Source organism: Methylobacterium sp. J-070 (assembly GCF_022829385.1).
GTDB lineage: Bacteria > Pseudomonadota > Alphaproteobacteria > Rhizobiales > Beijerinckiaceae > Methylobacterium.
The window spans coordinates 32,870-51,726 of the sequence record NZ_JAKSXX010000290.1 but is presented as its reverse complement, the minus strand read 5'-3'; the positions used below and the strand labels follow the sequence as shown (position 1 = coordinate 51,726).

The 18,857-nt window shown below is 69.8% G+C and carries 16 protein-coding genes, 1 other RNA gene and 1 pseudogene; 8 read left to right on the top strand and 10 right to left on the bottom strand.

Annotated features, from left to right (window positions below):
* Nucleotides 1-2: 2 nt before the first annotated feature.
* The 5 genes from MKL01_RS32270 to MKL01_RS32250 all read right to left on the bottom strand — a co-directional run bounded on the left by MKL01_RS32270 (nucleotide 3) and on the right by MKL01_RS32250 (nucleotide 4,710).
* The gene (locus MKL01_RS32270; protein WP_409566397.1) at nucleotides 3-1,844 is read right to left on the bottom strand and encodes a peptidoglycan D,D-transpeptidase FtsI family protein; all 1,842 of its coding nucleotides are present in this window, start codon (nucleotides 1,842-1,844) and stop codon (nucleotides 3-5) included.
* 69 nt (nucleotides 1,845-1,913) lie between these two features.
* Nucleotides 1,914-2,327: a hypothetical protein gene (locus MKL01_RS32265; protein WP_243909249.1), complete on the bottom strand. Its 414-nt coding sequence runs from the start codon at nucleotides 2,325-2,327 to the stop codon at nucleotides 1,914-1,916.
* Nucleotides 2,324-3,400, bottom strand: coding sequence for a 16S rRNA (cytosine(1402)-N(4))-methyltransferase RsmH (gene rsmH / locus MKL01_RS32260; RefSeq protein ID WP_243909248.1), 1,077 nt, complete (start codon nucleotides 3,398-3,400; stop codon nucleotides 2,324-2,326). Before rsmH ends, MKL01_RS32265 begins: the two co-directional genes overlap by 4 nt.
* Before the next feature lie 415 nt (nucleotides 3,401-3,815).
* Nucleotides 3,816-4,212, bottom strand: an RNA gene (rnpB, locus tag MKL01_RS32255) — RNase P RNA component class A.
* Between the two features lie 57 nt (nucleotides 4,213-4,269).
* Nucleotides 4,270-4,710 carry a VOC family protein gene (locus MKL01_RS32250; protein ID WP_243909247.1) on the bottom strand — a complete coding sequence of 147 codons (441 nt, stop codon included), beginning with the start codon at nucleotides 4,708-4,710 and terminating at the stop codon, nucleotides 4,270-4,272.
* A 483-nt stretch (nucleotides 4,711-5,193) separates the two neighbouring features.
* Between MKL01_RS32250 and MKL01_RS32245 the strand changes: the two genes are divergently transcribed.
* Entirely contained in the window at nucleotides 5,194-6,375 is a 1,182-nt protein-coding gene (locus MKL01_RS32245) for a hypothetical protein (RefSeq protein ID WP_243909246.1), read from the top strand.
* A gap of 1,332 nt (nucleotides 6,376-7,707) precedes the next feature.
* Nucleotides 7,708-7,946: pseudogene (locus MKL01_RS32235) on the top strand (IS5/IS1182 family transposase); the annotation flags it as partial.
* A 112-nt stretch (nucleotides 7,947-8,058) separates the two neighbouring features.
* Here the strand turns inward: MKL01_RS32235 and MKL01_RS32230 are convergent.
* The 3 genes from MKL01_RS32230 to MKL01_RS32220 all read right to left on the bottom strand — a co-directional run bounded on the left by MKL01_RS32230 (nucleotide 8,059) and on the right by MKL01_RS32220 (nucleotide 11,393).
* The gene (locus MKL01_RS32230) at nucleotides 8,059-8,817 is read right to left on the bottom strand and encodes an SDR family oxidoreductase (protein WP_243909245.1); all 759 of its coding nucleotides are present in this window, start codon (nucleotides 8,815-8,817) and stop codon (nucleotides 8,059-8,061) included.
* Nucleotides 8,818-8,833: 16 nt separating this feature from the next.
* Nucleotides 8,834-10,048 (bottom strand): ABC transporter substrate-binding protein, encoded by a 1,215-nt coding sequence (locus MKL01_RS32225; RefSeq protein ID WP_243909244.1) that lies wholly within the window; start codon nucleotides 10,046-10,048, stop codon nucleotides 8,834-8,836.
* Nucleotides 10,049-10,214: 166 nt separating this feature from the next.
* Nucleotides 10,215-11,393: a patatin-like phospholipase family protein gene (locus MKL01_RS32220; protein WP_243909243.1), complete on the bottom strand. Its 1,179-nt coding sequence runs from the start codon at nucleotides 11,391-11,393 to the stop codon at nucleotides 10,215-10,217.
* 249 nt (nucleotides 11,394-11,642) lie between these two features.
* Here MKL01_RS32220 and MKL01_RS32215 point away from each other — a divergent pair, with 249 nt between their 5' ends.
* The gene (locus tag MKL01_RS32215; protein WP_243909242.1) at nucleotides 11,643-11,888 is read left to right on the top strand and encodes a hypothetical protein; all 246 of its coding nucleotides are present in this window, start codon (nucleotides 11,643-11,645) and stop codon (nucleotides 11,886-11,888) included.
* A gap of 65 nt (nucleotides 11,889-11,953) precedes the next feature.
* On the opposite strand, the gene MKL01_RS32210 is transcribed toward MKL01_RS32215, so the two are convergent.
* Nucleotides 11,954-12,205, bottom strand: a complete 252-nt coding sequence (locus tag MKL01_RS32210; protein WP_243909241.1) for a hypothetical protein — start codon at nucleotides 12,203-12,205, stop codon at nucleotides 11,954-11,956.
* Nucleotides 12,206-12,468: 263 nt separating this feature from the next.
* Between MKL01_RS32210 and MKL01_RS32205 the strand changes: the two genes are divergently transcribed.
* Complete coding sequence (locus MKL01_RS32205; protein ID WP_243909240.1) at nucleotides 12,469-13,056, top strand: hypothetical protein; 588 nt, start codon at nucleotides 12,469-12,471, stop codon at nucleotides 13,054-13,056.
* Between the two features lie 57 nt (nucleotides 13,057-13,113).
* On the opposite strand, the gene arsH is transcribed toward MKL01_RS32205, so the two are convergent.
* Nucleotides 13,114-13,872: an arsenical resistance protein ArsH gene (gene arsH / locus MKL01_RS32200; RefSeq protein ID WP_313901503.1), complete on the bottom strand. Its 759-nt coding sequence runs from the start codon at nucleotides 13,870-13,872 to the stop codon at nucleotides 13,114-13,116.
* A 50-nt stretch (nucleotides 13,873-13,922) separates the two neighbouring features.
* On the opposite strand from arsH, the gene MKL01_RS32195 reads away from it, so the two are divergent.
* From MKL01_RS32195 to pepN, 4 genes are all read left to right on the top strand, one after another.
* Nucleotides 13,923-14,282 (top strand): ArsR/SmtB family transcription factor, encoded by a 360-nt coding sequence (locus MKL01_RS32195; RefSeq protein ID WP_243909239.1) that lies wholly within the window; start codon nucleotides 13,923-13,925, stop codon nucleotides 14,280-14,282.
* Nucleotides 14,275-14,715 (top strand): arsenate reductase (glutaredoxin), encoded by a 441-nt coding sequence (gene arsC / locus MKL01_RS32190; RefSeq protein ID WP_243909238.1) that lies wholly within the window; start codon nucleotides 14,275-14,277, stop codon nucleotides 14,713-14,715. The genes MKL01_RS32195 and arsC overlap by 8 nt, the downstream gene beginning before the upstream one ends.
* Before the next feature lie 154 nt (nucleotides 14,716-14,869).
* The gene (locus tag MKL01_RS32185) at nucleotides 14,870-16,075 is read left to right on the top strand and encodes an MFS transporter (RefSeq protein ID WP_243909464.1); all 1,206 of its coding nucleotides are present in this window, start codon (nucleotides 14,870-14,872) and stop codon (nucleotides 16,073-16,075) included.
* Nucleotides 16,076-16,150: 75 nt separating this feature from the next.
* The gene (gene pepN / locus MKL01_RS32180; protein WP_243909237.1) at nucleotides 16,151-18,772 is read left to right on the top strand and encodes an aminopeptidase N; all 2,622 of its coding nucleotides are present in this window, start codon (nucleotides 16,151-16,153) and stop codon (nucleotides 18,770-18,772) included.
* Nucleotides 18,773-18,857 lie beyond the last annotated feature (85 nt).

Below are 18,857 nucleotides of genomic sequence, written 5' to 3'. Positions count from 1 at the left end.
CCTCACGGGCCGCCGAGCTGGTTGACGTGGTAGGCGTTGAGCTTGACCATCTGGGGGAACGGCCTCTCCGGCGGCTCGAATTGCGGCGGCAGCCCGAGGATCGGCGCGACGCGCTCGATCACCTTGCCGGTGACCACGCCGGCATTCCAGGCCGCGGTGGCGTAGCCGCCGGATTCCGGCAGGCCCTGCGGCTCGTCCATGATCGTGACGAACAGGTATTTCGGGTCGTTCATCGGCGCCGCCGCCATGAAGGTCGTGAACAGGCGGTTGTGGATGTACCGGCCGCCGATCACCTTCTCGGCCGTGCCGGTCTTTCCGCCCACGAAGTAATACGGGATCGCGGCCTTCTTGGCCGAGCCCTCGGACGCGTTGAGGCGCATGATGTAGCGCATCGCCTCGGAGGTCTGGGCCGACAGGACGTGCGTGGACCGCGCCTTGTCGTCGGGGTTCGCCTTCAGGAAGGTCGGCGTGATCAGGTCGCCGCCGTTGGCGATCGCCGCCACCGCGGACGCGGCCTGGATCGGCGCCACCGCGATGCCGTGGCCGAACGCGATGGTGATCGTGTTGATCTCCGTCCAGCGCGACGGGACGATCGGGGCCGCGCTCTCGGGCAGTTCGGTGCGCAGGCGGTCGAGCAGGCCCATCCGCTTCAGGAACGCCTTGTGGCCGGGCACGCCGACTCCGAGCGCCATCTTGGCCGAGCCGATGTTCGAGGAATGCGTGAACACCTCCGGCATGGTGATGACCCGGTTGGTGCCGTGATACTCGTGGATCTTCTGGCGGCCCCAGTTCAGCACGCCGCCCCGGGTGTCGAAGGTCGAGTTGACGTTGTACTTGCCGGAATCCAGCGCCATGGCGAGGGTCATCGCCTTGAAGGTCGAGCCCATCTCGTAGACGCCGACATTCATCCGGTTGATCCGGTCGGGCGAGAGCGCGTCCTTCGGGTCGTTCGGGTCGAAGTCCGGCATCGAGACCAGGGCGATGACCTCGCCGGTCTTCACGTCGAGGATCATCGAGGCGCCGGCCTTGGCCTTGAAGTGGTCGATGCCCCAGGCCAGCTCGTCGCGCACCGCGAACTGGGCGCGCAGGTCGATGGACAGCTGCACCGGCTTGAGGTCGGCCTGCTTGCTCACGAGGCCGAAGCTGTTGAGCGCCTGAAGGCCGGTGGAATCGATGTACTTCTCGATCCCGGCGATGCCGACGCCGTCGAGGTTGGTGGCACCCAGGATGTGGGCGGCGGCGGTGCCGTTCGGGTAGACCCGCTTGTGGTCGGGCAGGAAGCCGATGCCGGGGATGCCGAGGCGATGGACCTCGGCCTGCTGCTTCGGGGTCAGCTCGCGCTTCACCCAGACGAAGCCCGCACCGCTCCGGCCCTTGCGCGAGGACAGCTTGGCGCGCAGCTCCGAGGCGTTGAGTTCCGGCAGGACGGCGGTGAGCAGCTCGACCGCCTCGTCCTTGTCGTAGATGTTGCCGGGCTCGGCGAAGACCGAGACCGTGCGGATGTCGGTGGCCAGGATCTCGCCGTTGCGGTCGACGATGTCGGGCCGGAACGCCGTGGAGGAGGCCGCCGCGACCCGGTGCTCCTGGCTGGGCGGATCGCCGAAGATCGCCATCATCAGGAGCTTGGCCGAGATCGTCCCGAACACCGCGACGAAGACCAGCCCGACCAGGGCGACGCGCATGTGCGAGCGCTCGATGGCGAGGCGGAACATGCTGCGCAGGAACGCCTTGGCGCGATCGGCGCGGGGAAGCGGCGCCGGCTCCTCATCGGCCACGATGCGCGGCGCGCCGGCGATGTGGGCGCGCGCGGCCGCTTCGAGGATCGCGGCCTCGTGTTCGGACACGTCGGTTTCAGCCGCCTGCGCGTCGGCTGCCGCGTCTCGGATGTGGTCGGCGTCTTCGGACACGGGAGACTACCTCGAAGCGCTCGTCGGGGTGCGGGTCGTGGTGACGGTGCGGGTGACGGAGCCGGTGGTGCGCGGCTCGATCGTCCCCTTGTCCTTGGGCGTCGCGGTCGCGGCGAGCAGGCGGCCGATCTCGTCGCCGCGCTCGGGCCGCGCCGGCAGGTCCGAGAGGCGGGCCAGGTGGCCGGTGCCGATCGGCTCCAGGGCGAGGTGTTTGTCGACGGCCGCCTGGAGGCGGTCCGGGCGGGTGAGGAGCTGCCATTCGGCGCGGAGCACGGCGATCGCCTGCCGCTCCGTGTGCAAAGCCGTCTGCAGCTTGGAGACCTGCGCGCCCTGGTAGAGCGTGTCGTACTTGATCGAGTATGCGTAGATCGCCGAGGCGACGAGCCCGACCACTGCCAGCAGGTTCAGGAGACGGATCATCGGCGATGGCCTCCGCGGGCGGCGTCCGGCAGGCTCGCCAGGGCGGTCAGCGCCGTAAGCGGCTCCGGCACGTCGGACTCGGTGCGCTGCGCGGCCCGGAGCTTGGCCGAGCGGGCGCGCGGGTTGCGTGCGATCTCGGCCTCGCCGGGCAGGAGCGGGCCCTTGGTCAGGAGATCGAAGCTGCTGACGGTCCGCGCCGGCGCGCCCGGCAGGTGCCGCGAGCTCTGCGCGGCGCGTCCGCTGCGGGCGGCGAAGAATTGCTTGACGATCCGGTCCTCGAGGGAGTGGAACGTCACCACCGCGAGCCGTCCGCCGGGCCTGAGCACGCGCTCGGCCGCGTGAAGTGCCCGGACCAGCTCGCCCAGCTCGTCGTTGACCGCGATCCGCAATCCCTGGAACGTCCGCGTCGCCGGATGGATGTGGCTCCCGGGCTCGACGCGCACGACCCCGGCGACGAGCTCGGCGAGCTGCGCGGTGGTCTCGATCCGGCCCCGGCGGCGGGCTTCGTGGATCGCCCGCGCCACGGCGCGCGAGCGCCGCTCCTCGCCGTAATGGTAGAGGATGTCGGCGAGCGCGGCCTCGTCCGCCTCGTTCACCAGATCCGCCGCGCTGGGCCCGTCCGCACCCATGCGCATGTCGAGGGGACCGTCGTTGCGGAACGAGAAGCCCCGCTCCGGAACGTCGAGCTGCATCGACGAGACGCCGATATCCAGGACCACCCGGTCCACCTGCGGCGCGTCGGCCTCGGCCAGAAGGGTATCGAGCGCGCCGAAGCGCCCCGGCAGGAGGCGCAGGCGCCCCTGGAATTCCGCGACCAGTGGCCGCCCCGCCGCGATGGCGCCGGGATCGCGGTCGATCGCCACCACCTGTAGGGCCGGGTCCCGCGTCAGCAGCGCCCGCGTGTAGCCGCCCGCCCCGAACGTCCCGTCGACCGCGAGGCCGCCTTCGGTCGCGAGCGTGTTGAGCACCTCGTCCAGCAGGACGGGCACGTGCGGCTGGGCCGACGCCCCGGCCTCGGCGCAGGCGCCCCGTGCGGGCGTGGGGACCTCGGACGATGCGCTGCGCCGGATCATCGGCGCCTCGCCGCGTAGGCGGGATCGGTGGCGGATTGTCGGCGCGCGCCGGAAGCCCGGTCGCGGATGCGGCTGGTGCGTCTCATGATGCCCTGGGCCGGGCCGCGCGAGCGCGGCGCGCGTGACGGGAACGGCACCGGATGCGCAGCGCGCCGAACGCCGCGCACGGACGGGACCTGCGCTGACGCAGGTTGCGCCCGGCGATCCGATACACGCCGTTGACGGGAGGATGCCGGGTATCATGGGCCTCGGAGGATCGTCAACGCACGCGCCGGGCGCTGCGGTGCGGACCGATCTGAACCCGCCAAGGTTAACCGGAGGTTTTTACGGCGCGCGAAATCCGGCGCGCCCGGGCCCTCGGGCGCGACCGGCACCGGGCATAAGGCGCTGCCGGCACGCGCGTTTTCGGAGGTGGTGGATCAGCCGGCCTGTAAGCCGGGTTCTGTAGGGCCGGCGCGCGAGCGCGCCGACGTGGCGGCCATTCCTCTGGGACGGTCGTTGCCGACCGCCTCGAGCAACCAACCCGGGCGACTGGCCTGGAGAGCGGGCCTGCCCTTCTCGCGAAGGGCGCGCCGCCCCTATTCGGTCTTGCTCCCGGTGGGGTTTGCCGTGCCGTCCGCGTTGCCGCGTCCGCGGTGCGCTCTTACCGCACCCTTTCACCCTGACCCCGGACGCATCCGGGGCGGTCTGCTCTCTGTGGCACTGTCCCTGGGGTCGCCCCCGCCGGAGGTTATCCGGCACCGTCTCTCCATGGAGCCCGGACTTTCCTCCCCGGGCGCCGAAGCGACCGGAGCGGCCGCCCGGCCGGCTGATCCGCGGGCAGATGCGCCCGCGCCGCCGTCCGGGTCAAGCGCCCGATCCCCGGCCGGTCACCAGGTGCCGGTGTTCTCCATGGAGGTCCAGGGCTCCTGCGGCTCCTTCGCGCCGCCCTTCTGCAGGATCTCGATGGAGATCCCGTCCGGGGACTTCACGAACGCCATGTAGCCGTCGCGCGGCGGACGGTTGATGGTCACGCCCTTCTCCTGAAGGCGCGTGCAGAAGGCGTAGATGTCGTCGACCTGATAGGCGAGATGCCCGAAGTTGCGACCGCCCGAGTAGGTTTCCGGATCCCAGTTGTAGGTGAGTTCGATCAGCGGCGAACGCGTCTCCCGGGCGCGCTCCGCATCCCCGGGGGCGGCCAGGAAGACGAGGGTGAAGCGGCCCTTCTCATTCTCGACGCGGCGGACCTCGATGAGGCCGAACGTATCGACGTAGAAGGCGAGCGCGCGGTCGAGGTCGGCCACGCGGACCATGGTGTGGAGAAATTCCATGATGGCGCTATCCCATTGACATCATCAGGGTTTTGCGAGCCCTGGCAAGAAACAGAGACGGATTCGGTTGCAGGGCGTCCGCCTGCAACAGCCGATTGATCGCCGCGTTAGCTAGCGCCGAACGGCCTGGCGTGTAGGCCGCTTGTGAACTCCTATCGGCCCGATGCCCTTGTTGAGGCTCCGGCATCTTCTCAGGCTCCCGCATTCGACGGTTAGGTGGGCGGATTGGCGATGGTTCTGGGGGGCTGACCGTGTAAGTCTTTGATGTAGAACGGCTCTGCGCAAAGGTGGATGATTGGGTTCGACGAAAAAAGCTGAGCAGTATCGCTGTTATGCCCTTATCCCGCACATGACCTGACCGTCCGCCCGGGTGATCCCGGCCCGTCGCGCGGTGACTGACGCCCGTCAGGGCGCAACCGACAAAAGCCCGCTCAGGTGGGTGAGCCCTGACCCGCACGGGCTCGACCCGCCACGGTTAATGCGATGATGCGCGCGGACATCCCCGGATTGCAGGAGTTCAAGGCGCTCGCGACGGCGCGGGGCGGCGTATTCGTGTCGCTCTATCTGCCGACTTCGCCCCTGCACCCCGACGCCAACCGCATCGCCTTCAAGGATCTCGCCAAGGACGCCATCGCGCAGATGCGCGATGGTGCCGTCTCGGAACGCGTGATCGACTCCTTCGAACGACAGTTCGGAGCCCTGTCGGGCCGTATTCAGGAGAGCCTGGACGACAACAAGCACCGGCTCAACAGCGCGGATCCGCTCGAACAGGTCGAAGAGTTCTGGAAATCGCAGGCGCATGGCCTCGGAGTGCTCGCTCGGTCGGAGACGAATTCCTTGCAGACCTACCGCCTGCCGATCCGGCCGCTCCCCCTCGCCGAGGTCGCCGACCGGTTCCACCTCGCCCCGCTGATCCGCACGATCACGTCGCCCCTGGAAATCTTCGTTCTCGCAATCTCGGCAGGGGGAGCCCGACTTCTCCACGTGGTCGTCAACATGCCGCCCGCGCGAGTCCCCGTTGCCCACCTCTCTGACGATCCCGCGGAGACCCTCGACCGGCCTTCGATCCACGTGAAGGCCCCGCGCCGCCGTCTTCAGAATCGCGAGGGCCAGAAGATCTTGGAAGCGGAATATGCGCGAACGGTGCACGACGCGGTCCGCGAAGCCCTCGCCGGTCGCTCGACGCCGATGGTGCTGGCCGCGGCCGAGCCCATGCTCAGCATCTACCGCGCGGTGAACACCTATCCGCATCTCATCGCGGAGGCCATCGAAGGCGCCCCGGACCACCGCAGCGACGCGCAGCTCGGCGACGCCGCGCTGCCCATACTCGACCGGCTGTACCGAAACGAGGTGACAGGCGTCCTCGCGCTCTATGATGCGCTGAAGCCCTATCGGGCCACCAGCGATGTCTCCCGGACGGCCCATGCGGCCACGGCGGCCGCCGTCGACCGGCTCGTCGTCGACCTCGATCGCGTGATCCCCGGCCTGGTCAGCGATGTTGACGGCAGCGTGACGTACTCCGTGTCCGACGACGCCGAAACGTATTCTGTTCTCGATGAAGTGGCCCGGCGTGCCCTCTGCACGGACGCCCGGGTCCTGTGCGCGAGGCGCGCGGAGCTGCCCGCGGGGTGCGCCTTGGCGGCGATCCTGCGGTACGCGTTCTGAGGAGCCACGGCGCGCAGTTCAACTGCCGTCAATAGCCGCTGCGACCAATCAATCTCTGAACGCCAATACGCCTGCCGGTCCGGTCGTGCCTGGGAAAACAGCTGACAGCGCTTCAAATCCCAGTTTGAGAGCGGACACCAGTTCGGGAGGCGTCAATGATCCATCCGCGGCACCCACCGCAAGCGTCCGCCTGAACACAGCCACGGTTGGCCAGCCAGATGCCGTAGGTACGGCTATGATCCGCAAGAAGATCATCAAGTTTCGCCCCTACACCGCGCCGGATGAACTCCTTGAACACCGGATCCTGAGACGTGCGGTCTATTTCGCGATAAAAAACGCGATTACTGTCAGATAGTTTTTGTGAATGAATGCAGGGCGTCAAGCAGGATCACAGCAAGCCCGCCTCCTGAGAATGGCGGCTGTGATCCGACGGGGTGAATGGCAGCAGTGAACAGGCGTCGGCTGAGGGCGTTGGTCACCATCGTCACTCGCGAGAAGTGATCGAGGAACGCCGGAGAAAGTCCTCATGCCGAAAACCGCTTTGATTGCGGCAGCAGGCTTGCTGTCGATGGGAACCGCCACATGGGCCGCCGAAACCTCTGAGGCCGCCGGCCCATCTGGAAACACACCCCGTATGCAGGGATCCCCAAATGCTGCGGGGTTCGGGAAGGCCGAAACCACAGGCACCGCCGGTTCTCAAACACCAGACAACACGGCAAGCCAGGACGGAAAGATGAAGGGCCCTCCGAACGCGGCTGGGTTCAAGAAGGATACCTCTGGCCCCGCCTCGGGACGTTAGACTTCTCCGGCAGGGCGGTAGGTTGCTGACCGCCCTGCCTCTCTCATTCCTATTTTTAATTATTAAAATATCGACCGCGGAGTGGTGCCCTCGGCGAGAGATCCGTTATATTCGAATGCTGTATTAGCATTGTCCTTATTCGACACTCATTGTCTCTGATATTTCAAGTTTCGGATGGCATTGCATAGTGAGTGCCGATTCGCGCTATCGTTGCTTCAAGATCACGCCGCTTTTAGGCGTAAATTCATGGATGGAAGCGTAGGACCACAACGCAATGGTGAGGCGGCTAACGGCCATCATGGTGGCTGACGTCGTGGTTGCAGCCGGATGATGGGCGCTGATGAAACGGGAACAGTCCGGCCCTCAAGGCCCTTCGACGAGACGTGATCGACCCTGCGATCAAGGCAGCTCAAGGCCGGATCGTGACGACCATGGGCGATGGCCTGCTAGGGTGTGAACCGAACCAAGCTGTTGCGATGTTTGCCAGTTTGTGATTCCCGGCGGCCGTTTGCAGCCCGGAGATGGCGATGGCGGACCTGTCCTGGCTCTCGGATGAGCAGTGGGCGGTGACCGAGCCGTTCATCTCGGGCAAGCGCGGTCGCAAGCGACGCATCCGCCACGACAAGCGGCGCTTTCGTGAACGCTCGCGCATCGAGGCGACAACCAACCGCCGCAAAGACTTTTGCCGCGTCGCCACCCGATACGACAAGCTCGCCCGCAACTATATGCCTCAGCCGTCGCCCTCGCCGCCGTCATCGCTTTCTGGTGCTGATCGAGTCCCGATGCTAGTGCCGGACGGTTCGGCGAGTAGGCCGAACGCGCTTTTGCGGCTGCCGATCGGCGGGACCCGAACGCCCGATAGGCCCCGCGCTTCCCGCGACCCGTCAGAGCTTCACGCCCTCGAGATAGCCGCGGTTCCAAGTGGGGCTGATGAGGATCTCGTTGATGCACACGGACGCCGGCAGGCGGGCGACGAACAGGATCGTCTCGGCGAGATCCTCCGATTGCAGCATCCGCCCCTTGTCCTCCGGCGTCACCGGAACCGGTCGCTTGTCGAGGAGCGGCGTCGCGACCTCTCCGGGGCAGATGCAGCACGATCGGATCCCGTATCCGCATTCCTCCTGGTTCAGACTTTCCGAGAGCGCCACCAGCCCGTGCTTGGCCGCCGAATAGGCGGGTCCCGTCAGCTTGGAGACGTAGCGGCCCGCCCAGGACGAGACCTGGATGATCAGGCCGCCACCCTGCGCGCGCATCGCCGGCAGGACGGCCCGCGACGCGTAGAAGGGGCCGTTGAGGTTCACCCCGACCACGGCGTCGATGCCCGCCGGCGTGACCGCGCTCCAGCCGCGCTCGGGCACGTTGAGACCGGCCGAGTTCACCAGCAGGTCGCAGCGCTTGTAGGCGGCCTCGACCGCCTCCCAGGCCCGCTGCACGTCGTCGGCGACGCTCATGTCGGCCGGGGCGACCAGCGCGTCCCCGCCCGCGCCGCGGATCAGGTCGGCCGTCCGTTCGAGGGCGTCCCGTCCCCGTCCCGTGAGCGCCAGCCGCATCCCGGCCCGCGCCAGCGCCACCGCGGCCGCCTGTCCGATGCCGGACCCGGCCCCCGTCACCCAGGCGACCTGTCCGTCGAGAGCGCGCAGCATGGCGATCGATCCGTCTCTATGGTTTGCCGACGAGCGGGCATCCCCCCTCGCCGAGGGGGCGGAAGGCCTGATCGGCCGGGATGGTGTCAAGGAGCTTGTAGAGGTCCCACGCGCCCTTCGACTCGGACGGCGCCTTCACCTCGAACAGAAACATCGGGTGCACCTTCCGTCCGTCGGCTCGGACGAGGCCCTTGCCGAACAGCGGGTCGTCGGTCGGGTTGGCCTTCATCCAGGCCATCGTGGCCGTCGGATCGGTCGACTTCGTCGCCGCCACCGCCTTCAGATAGTGCAGGAGGCCGGCATACACGCCCGCATGGTTCATCGTCGGCATGCTGTCGCCGTTGCGCTTGTAGAAGCGTTCGGAGAACGCCCGCGTCTCGGGATTGAGGTCCCAGTAGAACGATTCCGTGAGAACCAGCCCCTGTGCGGTCTGAAGGCCGATCGCGTGGACGTCCACCGCGTAGATCAGCAGGGCGGCGAGCTTCTGGCCGCTCTCGGTGAGCCCGAACTCGTGCGCCTGCTTGACCGCGTTGATCGTGTCGCCGCCCGCATTGGCCAAGCCCACCACCTTCGCGCCCGAGGCCTGGGCCTGCAGCAGGAACGAGGAGAAGTCGGTTGCGGGGAACGGGACGCGGGCCGCGCCCAGGACCCGCCCGCCGCCCTTCTCCACCACCGCGGTCGCCTCGCTCTGCAGCGACAGGCCGAACGCGTAGTCGGCGGTGAGGAAATACCATGCGTCGCCGCCGCGCTTGAGCATGGCGCCGGCCGTGCCGTGCGCCAGCGCGTAGGTGTCGTAGGTCCACTGGATCGTGTTCGGCGAGCATTGCTTGCCGGTCAGCTCCGTGGTCCCGGCCCCGGAGTCGATGAAGATCTTGTTCTTCTCGCGCGTGACCTGGCTCACCGCCAGCGCCACCGAGGAGGTCGGCACGTCGAGGATCGCGTCGACGCCGTCGCGGTCGTACCATTGCCGGGCGATCGCCGCGCCGATGTCGGGCTTGTTCTGATGGTCGGCCGCGACGACCTCCACCTGCACGTCCCGGTTCGTCTTGGCGAAATCCTCGACCGCCATCTGAGCGGCCACGACCGAACCCTTGCCGCCGGTATCGGCGTAGACGCCGGACATGTCGTTGAGGACGCCGACCTTCACGTGGATCGGTTGGGCGGACGCCGGCCACGCCAGGGCGGTGAGGCTGATCGCGGCCGAGAGCAGGCCGCACCGGATCAACGCCATGGCGGACGGTCCTCCAAGATTGGTATTCGTTGACGCCAGGAGGGCACGCCCTGCCGTTCAGCGTCAAGCGCCGACCCGCGGTCCGATCCCGATCCGGCCTCGCGCGTAACGGGCGCGACCCGCGGCGGGCCGGTCGGCGACGGCACGCTTCGGTCGGACACGCGGGTCACGTCGTCATGAGGCGTGAGCGGAAGGCCGTACGGCCCGCGGTCTCCCGAGTCGGCGTGAAGGCGCACGCGAGGCGTGCCGTCGCCAGTTCGTAGCCGTAGGCCCGCCGCTGCTCCACGGTGCCGGCCGAGAAATCGCGCAGGCCGTTCTCGTCGTCGAAACGGGTCTCGCCGGAGGGGCCGCGGTCCTGGAAATCGACTTCGAGGACCTCGACCAGCTTCAGCCGGGCGAACTGCGCGATCCGCTCCCTGAGGGCCCCAGGGATCTCCCCGCCGCCGGCTTCGAGGCGGGTGGCGAGGTCGTCGATCGTCGCGAGCATCGCGTTGACCTGTTTGGCCGCATCCCGGTCCTGGCGCAGCCGGTTGCCGAAGCTCAGCTCGTGCACCCGGTCCAGAACCGCGCCCATATTGGCCGGCACGCGCGCCCGCAGGGGATAGAGGTTCATCACGACCAGCAGACGGATCGTGGCGGGATCGGCCGACAGGGCGTCGATGGCGTCGCCGAGCGGCGTGTTGTCCACGAGACCACCGTCCCAGTATCGGCGCCCCCCGATCTCCGTCCAGGGGAATTGCGGTGCGAGGCTGCCGCTCGCCAGCACGTGCTCCGGACCGATCGTGACCGCCGGATCCGACGCGTCGGGCTCTGCGCCCGCGCTGGGCGGAGGGCGGCCGGCCGCGTTCCGGAAGCGGGTCAGCGCGCCCGACTCGAGATCGACCGCCGTGACGACGAACGCCGTTCCGCTCGCGTTGAGCGCGCCGAAGTCGACATGCGTCCGCAGGGTCCGCAGAAGCGGGCTGGTATCGTAGAGGGACGTCCAGGCGGGGAGGTTCCAGACGTCTGCCCGGGGGACGTAGAACCCGGGCAGGCCGAAAAACGCGAGGTCCCGCGCCATCGTCGGCGGCGTGAACGGCGGCGCGTGCAGCGTCAGGTCGGCCCACAGGCCGCTCAGGCGCCGCTGCGCGTCCGCCAGCGAGGTCGATCCGACCACGCAGGCGGCGTTGATGGCGCCGACGGACACCCCGGTGACCCCGCGCAGCTCGACCGCGAGCCCGTCCGACCGTGCCTTCGCGATGAGGTCGAGCAGGGCCGTCACGGCACCCCATTCGTAGGCGCCGAGCGCACCGCCCCCCTGGAGCACGAGGCCGATCTCGATCCTGCGCGAGCCCGGTTCCGCCATGTGCCCACCGCCGCCGCCATCCGAAGCCGAATCGCTCCGGTGAGACGGTATACGCCGCGCGGGCCGGCTGCGGTGCACGAGGCCGCGATCAGCGTCCGAACGCAGTCCTCCGACGCGCGTCTTCGCGCCCGTGCGCGCCGGCGCCACGCCGGCTTGCATCCGAGGGCGAGATTAGATTAGTTCCAATCTATTGTGACAGACCAGGAACGCGCGCGGGAATGGCGCTCTCTGACCCCGGGGCAGCAGGCGATGCTGCGCCGGTTGTCCCGGGACGGATCGCTGCGCTCCCTGGCGCCCTGGGAGATGCGCACGGTGAGGTCGCTGCTGGAGCGCGGCCTCGTCAGGCCGCGCCGCCGCGGGCGCGCCGACGTGGGGCTGTGGTTCCTGAGCGCGAAGGGCGGCCGGATCCTGCCGGACCCAGAGGCGGCGGACGCGCCCGCCGCCCCCGCGCGTCGCGGTCGCGCGCGCGGACTGAGCGACCGCGTCGCGTCCTGACCGGCCGCTTCCGTCGAGGGCGGCGGAGGACCGCCTGGGCTCCGCCGCCGCCCGGTCCCGGACGATCAGCCCTTCTTGCCCTGCTTGAAGCTCTGGATGGCTGCCTGGCATCCCGGGGACAGCTTCGACATGTTCTTCTCGAAACAGGCCTGCGTTTCGGGGCCGTCCTCGGGGGGAAGGTCGCCGCAGAAGGTCGTGAAGTCTCCGGTGCATTGCTGCTGGAGCGCAGCCTTGTCGTCGGCGCTCATCGGGGCCGCGAACGCGGTGGCGGTGGACGCTGCCACGAGGGCGACGGACGTGAGAAACCGTATCGGCATGATGTGCTCCGGGGCGTTCGGTCAGCCCGGAGGCAAAGCCCCAGCGATCGAAAAGGGTTGCATACGATTCCCGCGCCCGCGGCACCGGGCATCGCGGCCCGTCTCGCCGCCGGGCGTTCCGCACCCGGGACCCGCGGCGGGTCTCGATCCGACGGGCGCGGCGGTCCGGGCGACGGGCCGCCCGCCCGCGGCGCTGCACCCGCCCCGCGGGAACGAAATCGCCAAGCTTTGCATTGAGGGCGGCATTTCAGGGGACACCCCGCGTGAGATCACCGCTCCTCGCCCTGCTCGGACTGGCGCTTCTGGCCGGGACGCCGCCCGTCCTGGCACAGAGCGCCGGCGGCGACGGGGCTTTCACCACCCTCCCGGCCGACGAGCCCCGCCCCGGACCGCCTCCGCCGCTGCCGGAGCTGTCGGAGCCGAACGGCCGCGCCGGCGAGTCCCTGAACGAACCCGGTGTGCAGTCCGGCATCCCCCGGGCGCTCCGCGGATCGGGCTCCGTGGCGGGCGGCCCGGCCAACACCCTCAACCCCGGCGGACGCGCCGAAGCTCCGGCGCCGCCGAAGGGCGACCTCGGCCAGGTCATCGCCGGCGCGGCGCTGTTCCACGGCAATTACTGCGGCAAGGGACAGCGCGGCGAGGGCCTGCCGCCGATCGATGCCCTGGACGCGGCCTGCATGCACCACGATGCCTGCTACGATACGGCCGGCTACAGCTCCTGCGCCTGCGACGCGGCGCTCCGGCGCGAGGCGTCGGCGGTGGGGGACAATCCGGACGTGTCGCTGGAGGTCCGACGCCGCGCCCTCAGCGTCATCGAGGCGACCGCCGCGATGGCCTGCCGCGCGCCCTGACCCGGACGATCCCGGGCCGGTCCCGCGGCGACGGGCGTCTCGCCGGCCCCGATCCCGTCAGCGCGACGCGGCGATATCGGCGTCGACGGCCCGCAGGCGCTCCGGCATGCGCTCCCTGCGCTCGCTGTACCGGTCGACCAGATAGGCGGCCCGCTCGCGGGTCAGCAGCGTGAACTTCATCAGTTCCTCGCACACGTCGACCACCCGCTCGTAGAGCGGACCCGGCTTCATGCGGCCGGCCTCGTCGAACTCCCGGTAGGCCATGGGCACCGAGGACTGGTTGGGGATGGTGATCATCCGCATCCAGCGGCCGAGCAGGCGCAGGGCATTGACCGCGTTGAAGCTCTGCGAACCGCCGGAGACCTGCATCACCGCCAGGGTGCGCCCCTGTGTGGGGCGGACGCTGCCCTCGCTGAGCGGCAGCCAGTCGATCTGGCTCTTCATCACGCCGGTGAGGTTGCCGTGCCGCTCCGGCGAGACCCAGACCTGACCCTCGGACCAGAGCGAGAGCGCGCGCAATTCCTGCACCTTCGGGTGGTCGGCGGTGGTGTCGTCGGGCAGCGGCAAGCCGTGCGCGTCGTAGATCCGGACCTCGCCGCCCATGGCTTCGAGCAGGCGGCCCGCCTCCCGGGCGAGGAACCGGCTGAACGAGCGCTCCCGCAGGGACCCGTAGAGGATCAGGAAGCGCGGCGCATGCGTGAACGGCTGCGCGACCTGGAGCTGCGCCGCACTCGGCACCACGAAATGCGGCGCGCTGAGCTGGGGTAGGCCATCGTCGAACAGGGGGCGGGTCGAGGCCGGCTCGGGCTTGTCCACGGGAACTCTTTCTCGTATGTTTGTACGATGGTTTGAATGTTGAAATGAAAATGGATGAACCGCAAGCCCTCGCGGCCTTCGTGGCGCTGGGTCAGGAGCACCGCCTGCGGGCGCTCCGGGCGCTGGTGACGGCGGGCCCCGACGGCATGGCCTCCGGCGCCCTCGCCGGCGCGATCGGGGTCTCCGCCTCGACCATCTCCTTTCACCTGAAGGAGCTGCAGCAGGCCGGCCTGATCCAGTCCCGCCGCGAGGGACGATCGATCCTCTACAGCGTCGCCTACCCGGTCCTGTCCGGGTTGATCGCCTTCCTGATGCGGGATTGCTGTCAGGGCCGCCCCGAGGTCTGCGCTCCGGCGCTGGCCGCCCTGTCGAACCCCCGCATCCCGGCCAACACGGTGGACCATGCCTGATCGCGCCTTCGACGTGGTGATCTACCACAACCCGGATTGCGGCACGTCGCGCAACACCCTGGCGATGATCCGCAATGCCGGCATCGAGCCGCATGTCGTCGAGTACCTGAAGACCCCGCCGGCGCGGGCGCTGCTCAGGCAGCTTCTCGAGCGGGCCGGACTGACGGTGCGCGCTGCGCTGCGCCAGGCCGGCACGCCCTACGACGCGCTGGGCCTGAGCGATCCGGCGCTGACCGACGACGCGCTGCTCGACGCGGTCGCGGCCCATCCGATCCTGCTGAACCGGCCGTTGGTGGTGAGCCCGATGGGCGTACGCCTGTGCCGCCCGTCGGAAGCCGTCCTCGACCTTCTTCCCGCCCAGCAGGGCGCGTTCGTCAAGGAGGACGGAGCGCAAGTCGTCGACGCGCACGGCCGGCGCGTCGGCACGGCCTGAACCGGGTCCGAGACCGTCCGCGCTTCCATGCCAGCGCTCGCCTCCCTCGCCGTCCCCCCAATCGTCGTCATCCGGCAACCGAGGGGGCCGGGATCCGGCGGGGGCGCGCCGGCCACGGGACGGATCCCGGGTGCGGCTCGCCGCGGGACTGACCATGTGCAGGGGCGGTGATCCGGTGACCGACCGGACGCGCCGCTGGCCGGTGATCTCGGCCCTCGGGGTGGTGCAGATCCTCACCTGGGGCTCGACCTATTATCTCCCGGCGGTGCTGGCCGAGCCGATCGCCCGCGACACCGGCTGGCCGCTCGCCTGGATCGTCGCCGGCCTGTCTGTCGGGCTGCTGACCGCGGCCGCGGCGTCGCCGCGGGTCGGGGCCGCGATCCCGACGCGCGGCGGCCGGCCGGTCCTGGCGCTCGCGGCCCTGCTGCTGGCCGCGGGCCTGGGGGTGCTTGCGCTCGCGACGGCCTTGCCGGTCTACTTCGCCGGCTGGCTCCTGCTGGGCCTCGGCATGAGCTGCGGCCTGTACGATCCCGCCTATGCGACGCTGGGGCGGCTCTACGGGGCCGATGCCCGCGCCGCGATCACCCACCTGACGCTTCTGGGCGGCTTCGCCAGCACCGTGTGCTGGCCGCTGTCGGCCTTCCTGGTGGCGCAGGTCGGATGGCGGGGAACATGCCTCGCCTACGCCGTCCTGCACCTCGCGGCGACGCTTCCCCTCGTCCTCCGCTTCATCCCGTCGGTGCCGCCCGCGGAGCCTGCGGCGGGCGGGCCGGCTCACGCCGCGGCGGCTCCGGCACCGTGGCAGCACCGAGCCGTCCTGTTGATGATGGGCGTTCTGGTGCTCGGGGGCGCCACGATGGCGCTGGTCTCGGTCCACCTGATCACGCTGCTGCAGGACCGCGGCGTCGCCGTCGCGGCAGCGGTCGCGTATGGCGGCCTGATCGGGCCGTCCCAGGTCGGCGCGCGCCTGGTCGAAATGGCCGGCAGGGGACGGTATCACCCGCTCTGGACGCTGACGGCCGCCTTCGTCCTGGTGGGGCTCGGCCTGCTGCTGCTCGCCGCCCATCTGCCGGGCATCGCCCTCGCCCTGGTCCTGTATGGCGCCGGCAACGGGATCTACTCGATCGCCCGGGGGACCGTGCCCCTGGCCCTGTTCGGTCCGGAGCACTACGCCGGGCTGATCGGCCGGCTGGCCCGACCCGGGCTCGTCGCCCAGGCCCTGGCGCCCCCGCTCGGTGCGTTCCTGCTCACGCGTTTCGGGGCGGATGCCCTCTGGGCCATGCTGGCAGCGCTCGCCGCGCTCAATCTCGGACTGATCGGCGGCCTGTGGCGGCAGAAGCGCGGCCTCCGCACCGGGTGAGCGCCGTCAACCGCGTTGCGCCGGGCGCCACGAGGGACCAGAACAGGCCCGATCCGCACCCGGAGAGAGAGCCGCATGCGCACAGAGACGCCGCCGCTGATCCGACTCGAGGAATACCGGCCGAGCGACTACCTGATCGACCGCGTCGATCTCGACATCCGCCTCGACCCGCACGCGACGCGCATCGACGCGACGCTCGCCCTGCGCCCCAACCCGGCCGGCGAAGCGGGGGCGCCGCTGAACCTCGACGGCGACGAGCTGCGGCTGGTCTCGGTCGCCCTCGACGGCGCGCCGCTGGCGGCCGGCGCCTACGCGGCGTCGCCGTCCGGGCTGAGCCTGATCGACCCGCCGCGACGGCCCTTCGTCCTGCGCATCGTCACCGAGGCCGACCCGACCGCCAACACCAAGCTGATGGGCCTCTACCGGTCGAGCGGGGTCTACTGCACCCAGTGCGAGGCCGACGGATTTCGGCGGATCACCTACTTCCTCGATCGCCCGGACGTCATGGCGGTCTACACCACCCGCCTCGAAGCGGACCGGGACGAATCCCCGGTGCTGCTCGGCAACGGCAACCTCGTGGATTCCGGCCCCGCGGGCGCCGGCCGCCACTTCGCGATCTGGCACGATCCGCACCCGAAGCCCGCCTACCTGTTCGCCCTGGTGGGCGGCCGTCTGGGGAAGGTCGAGACCCGGTTCACCACGATGGAGGGCCGCGGCGTGACCTGCGCGGTCTATGTCGAGCCCGGCAAGGAATCCCGCGCCGACTACGCCCTCGACGCCGTGATCCGCTCCATGGCCTGGGACGAGACGGCGTTCGGGCGGCCCTACGACCTCGACGTCTTCAACGTCGTCGCGGTGTCCGACTTCAACATGGGCGCCATGGAGAACAAGGGCCTCAACATCTTCAACGACAAATACGTGCTGGCGAGCCCCGAGACCGCGACCGACGGGGATTACGCCGCCATCGAGGCGATCATCGCGCACGAGTATTTCCACAACTGGTCGGGCAACCGCGTCACCTGCCGCGACTGGTTCCAGCTCTGCCTGAAGGAGGGCCTGACGGTCTTCCGCGACCAGGAATTCTCCGCCGACATGCGCTCCCGGCCGGTGCACCGGATCGCCGAGGTCCGCTCGCTGCGGGCGCGGCAATTCCCCGAGGATGCCGGGCCGCTGCGGCACCCGGTGCGGCCCCGGGCCTACGCGGAGATCAACAACTTCTACACGGCCACCGTCTACGACAAGGGCGCCGAGATCGTCCGGATGCTGCGCACGCTGATCGGTCCCGAGGCCTTCCGCGCCGGCATGGACCGCTACTTCGCCGACAATGACGGCCGGGCCGCCACGGTCGAGGATTTCCTGGCCGCCTTCGCGACGGTCACCGGGCGCGACCTCACGGCCTTCGCCCGCTGGTACGAGCGGCCCGGCACGCCGCGGCTGACCGCCACCCTGGCGTACGACCGGGCTGCCGCCCGCTGCCGGCTGCATCTCGTCCAGACGCTGCCGGGCGAGGCCGGGCAGGACGCGCCGCCGCTGGTGATCCCGGTGGCGCTCGGCCTCGTGGGCGCCGCGGGGCCTCTCGCCGGCGCCACCTGCCCGGACGTGCGGGACGGGGTCTACGTTCTCGACCGCGCCGAGGCCGAGATCGTGTTCGAGTCCGTTGCCGAGGAACCGGTGCCGTCGCTGCTGCGCGATTTCTCGGCCCCGGTGCGGCTCGACCTCGCGCTCACCGACGCGCAGCGCATGCGGCTCCTGGCGCACGACAGCGACCCGTTCAACCGCTGGCAGGCGGCGCAGGATGTGGCCCTGCGCCTGATCCTCGATCCCGATCCCGACCGGGCCGAGGCCTTCGCGCAGGCGCTCGGCCGGTTCCTCGACGCCGAGGCCCTGGGGGATCCGGCCTTTGCAGCCCTGGTCCTGGCCCTGCCGAGCGAGGGCGAGGCCGCCGACGCTCTGCCCAGGGACGTCGATCCCGACGCGATCCACCAGGCCCGGTCCGCGCTGCGGGCGCATCTCGGGCGGGCGCTCCGACCGTGCCTCGAACGGCTCGACGCGGCCCTCGCGCCCGCCGCCGGCGCAACCTACAGCCCCGACGCGGCCTCCGCCGGCCGCCGGTCGCTGCGCAACGCGGCGCTGGACCTGATCGCCGCGGGGGATCCCGAACTGGGCGCCGCGCGCGCCGGCGAGCGCCTCGACAATGCCACCAACATGACCGACCGCCTCGCCGCCCTCGCCACGCTGGCGCTGATCCCCGGGGAGAGGCGGGAGGCCGCGCTGGCGGGCTTCGCCGCGCGCTACGCCGACGAGCCCCTGGTCCTCGACAAGTGGTTCGCCATCCAGGCCCAGATCCCCGAGCCCGGCACGCTGGAGCGAATCACCACGCTGCAGGGACACCCGGCCTTCACCATGACCAACCCGAATCGGGTGCGCGCGCTGATCGGAAGCTTCGCCTTCGGCAACCCGACCCAGTTCGCCCGACGCGACGGCGCGGGATTTTCGCGGGTGGCCGACGCGGTGGCGTTGCTCGATTCGTCCAACCCACAGGTTGCCGCGCGGCTGCTGACGGCCTTCGGATCGTGGCGCCGGCTGGAAAAGTCGCGTGCCGCAAAAGCTGTCGAAATCCTTAATCGGATCAACGCGATCCCGGGGCTTTCCCGGGACTCGGCCGACATCCTGGCCCGGAGCCTCGGAGACGGCTAAGCACTTGAACTTACGGTAGAAACTGATTCTCTAACGGAGTTGTCACACCGGGCTTTCGTCAATCCCCCACGGTAAAAAAGCCGTG

Bases quoted from the DNA above. Each gene is read 5' to 3' on its own strand.
- MKL01_RS32265 (WP_243909249.1), bottom strand. From the start codon at position 2,327: ATGATCCGTCTCCTGAACCTGCTGGCAGTGGTCGGGCTCGTCGCCTCG.
- rsmH (WP_243909248.1), bottom strand. From the start codon at position 3,400: ATGATCCGGCGCAGCGCATCGTCCGAGGTCCCCACGCCCGCACGGGGC.
- MKL01_RS32250 (WP_243909247.1), bottom strand. From the start codon at position 4,710: ATGGAATTTCTCCACACCATGGTCCGCGTGGCCGACCTCGACCGCGCG.
- MKL01_RS32245 (WP_243909246.1), top strand. From the start codon at position 5,194: ATGATGCGCGCGGACATCCCCGGATTGCAGGAGTTCAAGGCGCTCGCG.
- MKL01_RS32230 (WP_243909245.1), bottom strand. From the start codon at position 8,817: ATGCTGCGCGCTCTCGACGGACAGGTCGCCTGGGTGACGGGGGCCGGG.
- MKL01_RS32225 (WP_243909244.1), bottom strand. From the start codon at position 10,048: ATGGCGTTGATCCGGTGCGGCCTGCTCTCGGCCGCGATCAGCCTCACC.
- MKL01_RS32220 (WP_243909243.1), bottom strand. From the start codon at position 11,393: ATGGCGGAACCGGGCTCGCGCAGGATCGAGATCGGCCTCGTGCTCCAG.
- MKL01_RS32215 (WP_243909242.1), top strand. From the start codon at position 11,643: ATGCTGCGCCGGTTGTCCCGGGACGGATCGCTGCGCTCCCTGGCGCCC.
- MKL01_RS32210 (WP_243909241.1), bottom strand. From the start codon at position 12,205: ATGCCGATACGGTTTCTCACGTCCGTCGCCCTCGTGGCAGCGTCCACC.
- MKL01_RS32195 (WP_243909239.1), top strand. From the start codon at position 13,923: ATGGATGAACCGCAAGCCCTCGCGGCCTTCGTGGCGCTGGGTCAGGAG.
- arsC (WP_243909238.1), top strand. From the start codon at position 14,275: ATGCCTGATCGCGCCTTCGACGTGGTGATCTACCACAACCCGGATTGC.
- MKL01_RS32185 (WP_243909464.1), top strand. From the start codon at position 14,870: ATGTGCAGGGGCGGTGATCCGGTGACCGACCGGACGCGCCGCTGGCCG.
- pepN (WP_243909237.1), top strand. From the start codon at position 16,151: ATGCGCACAGAGACGCCGCCGCTGATCCGACTCGAGGAATACCGGCCG.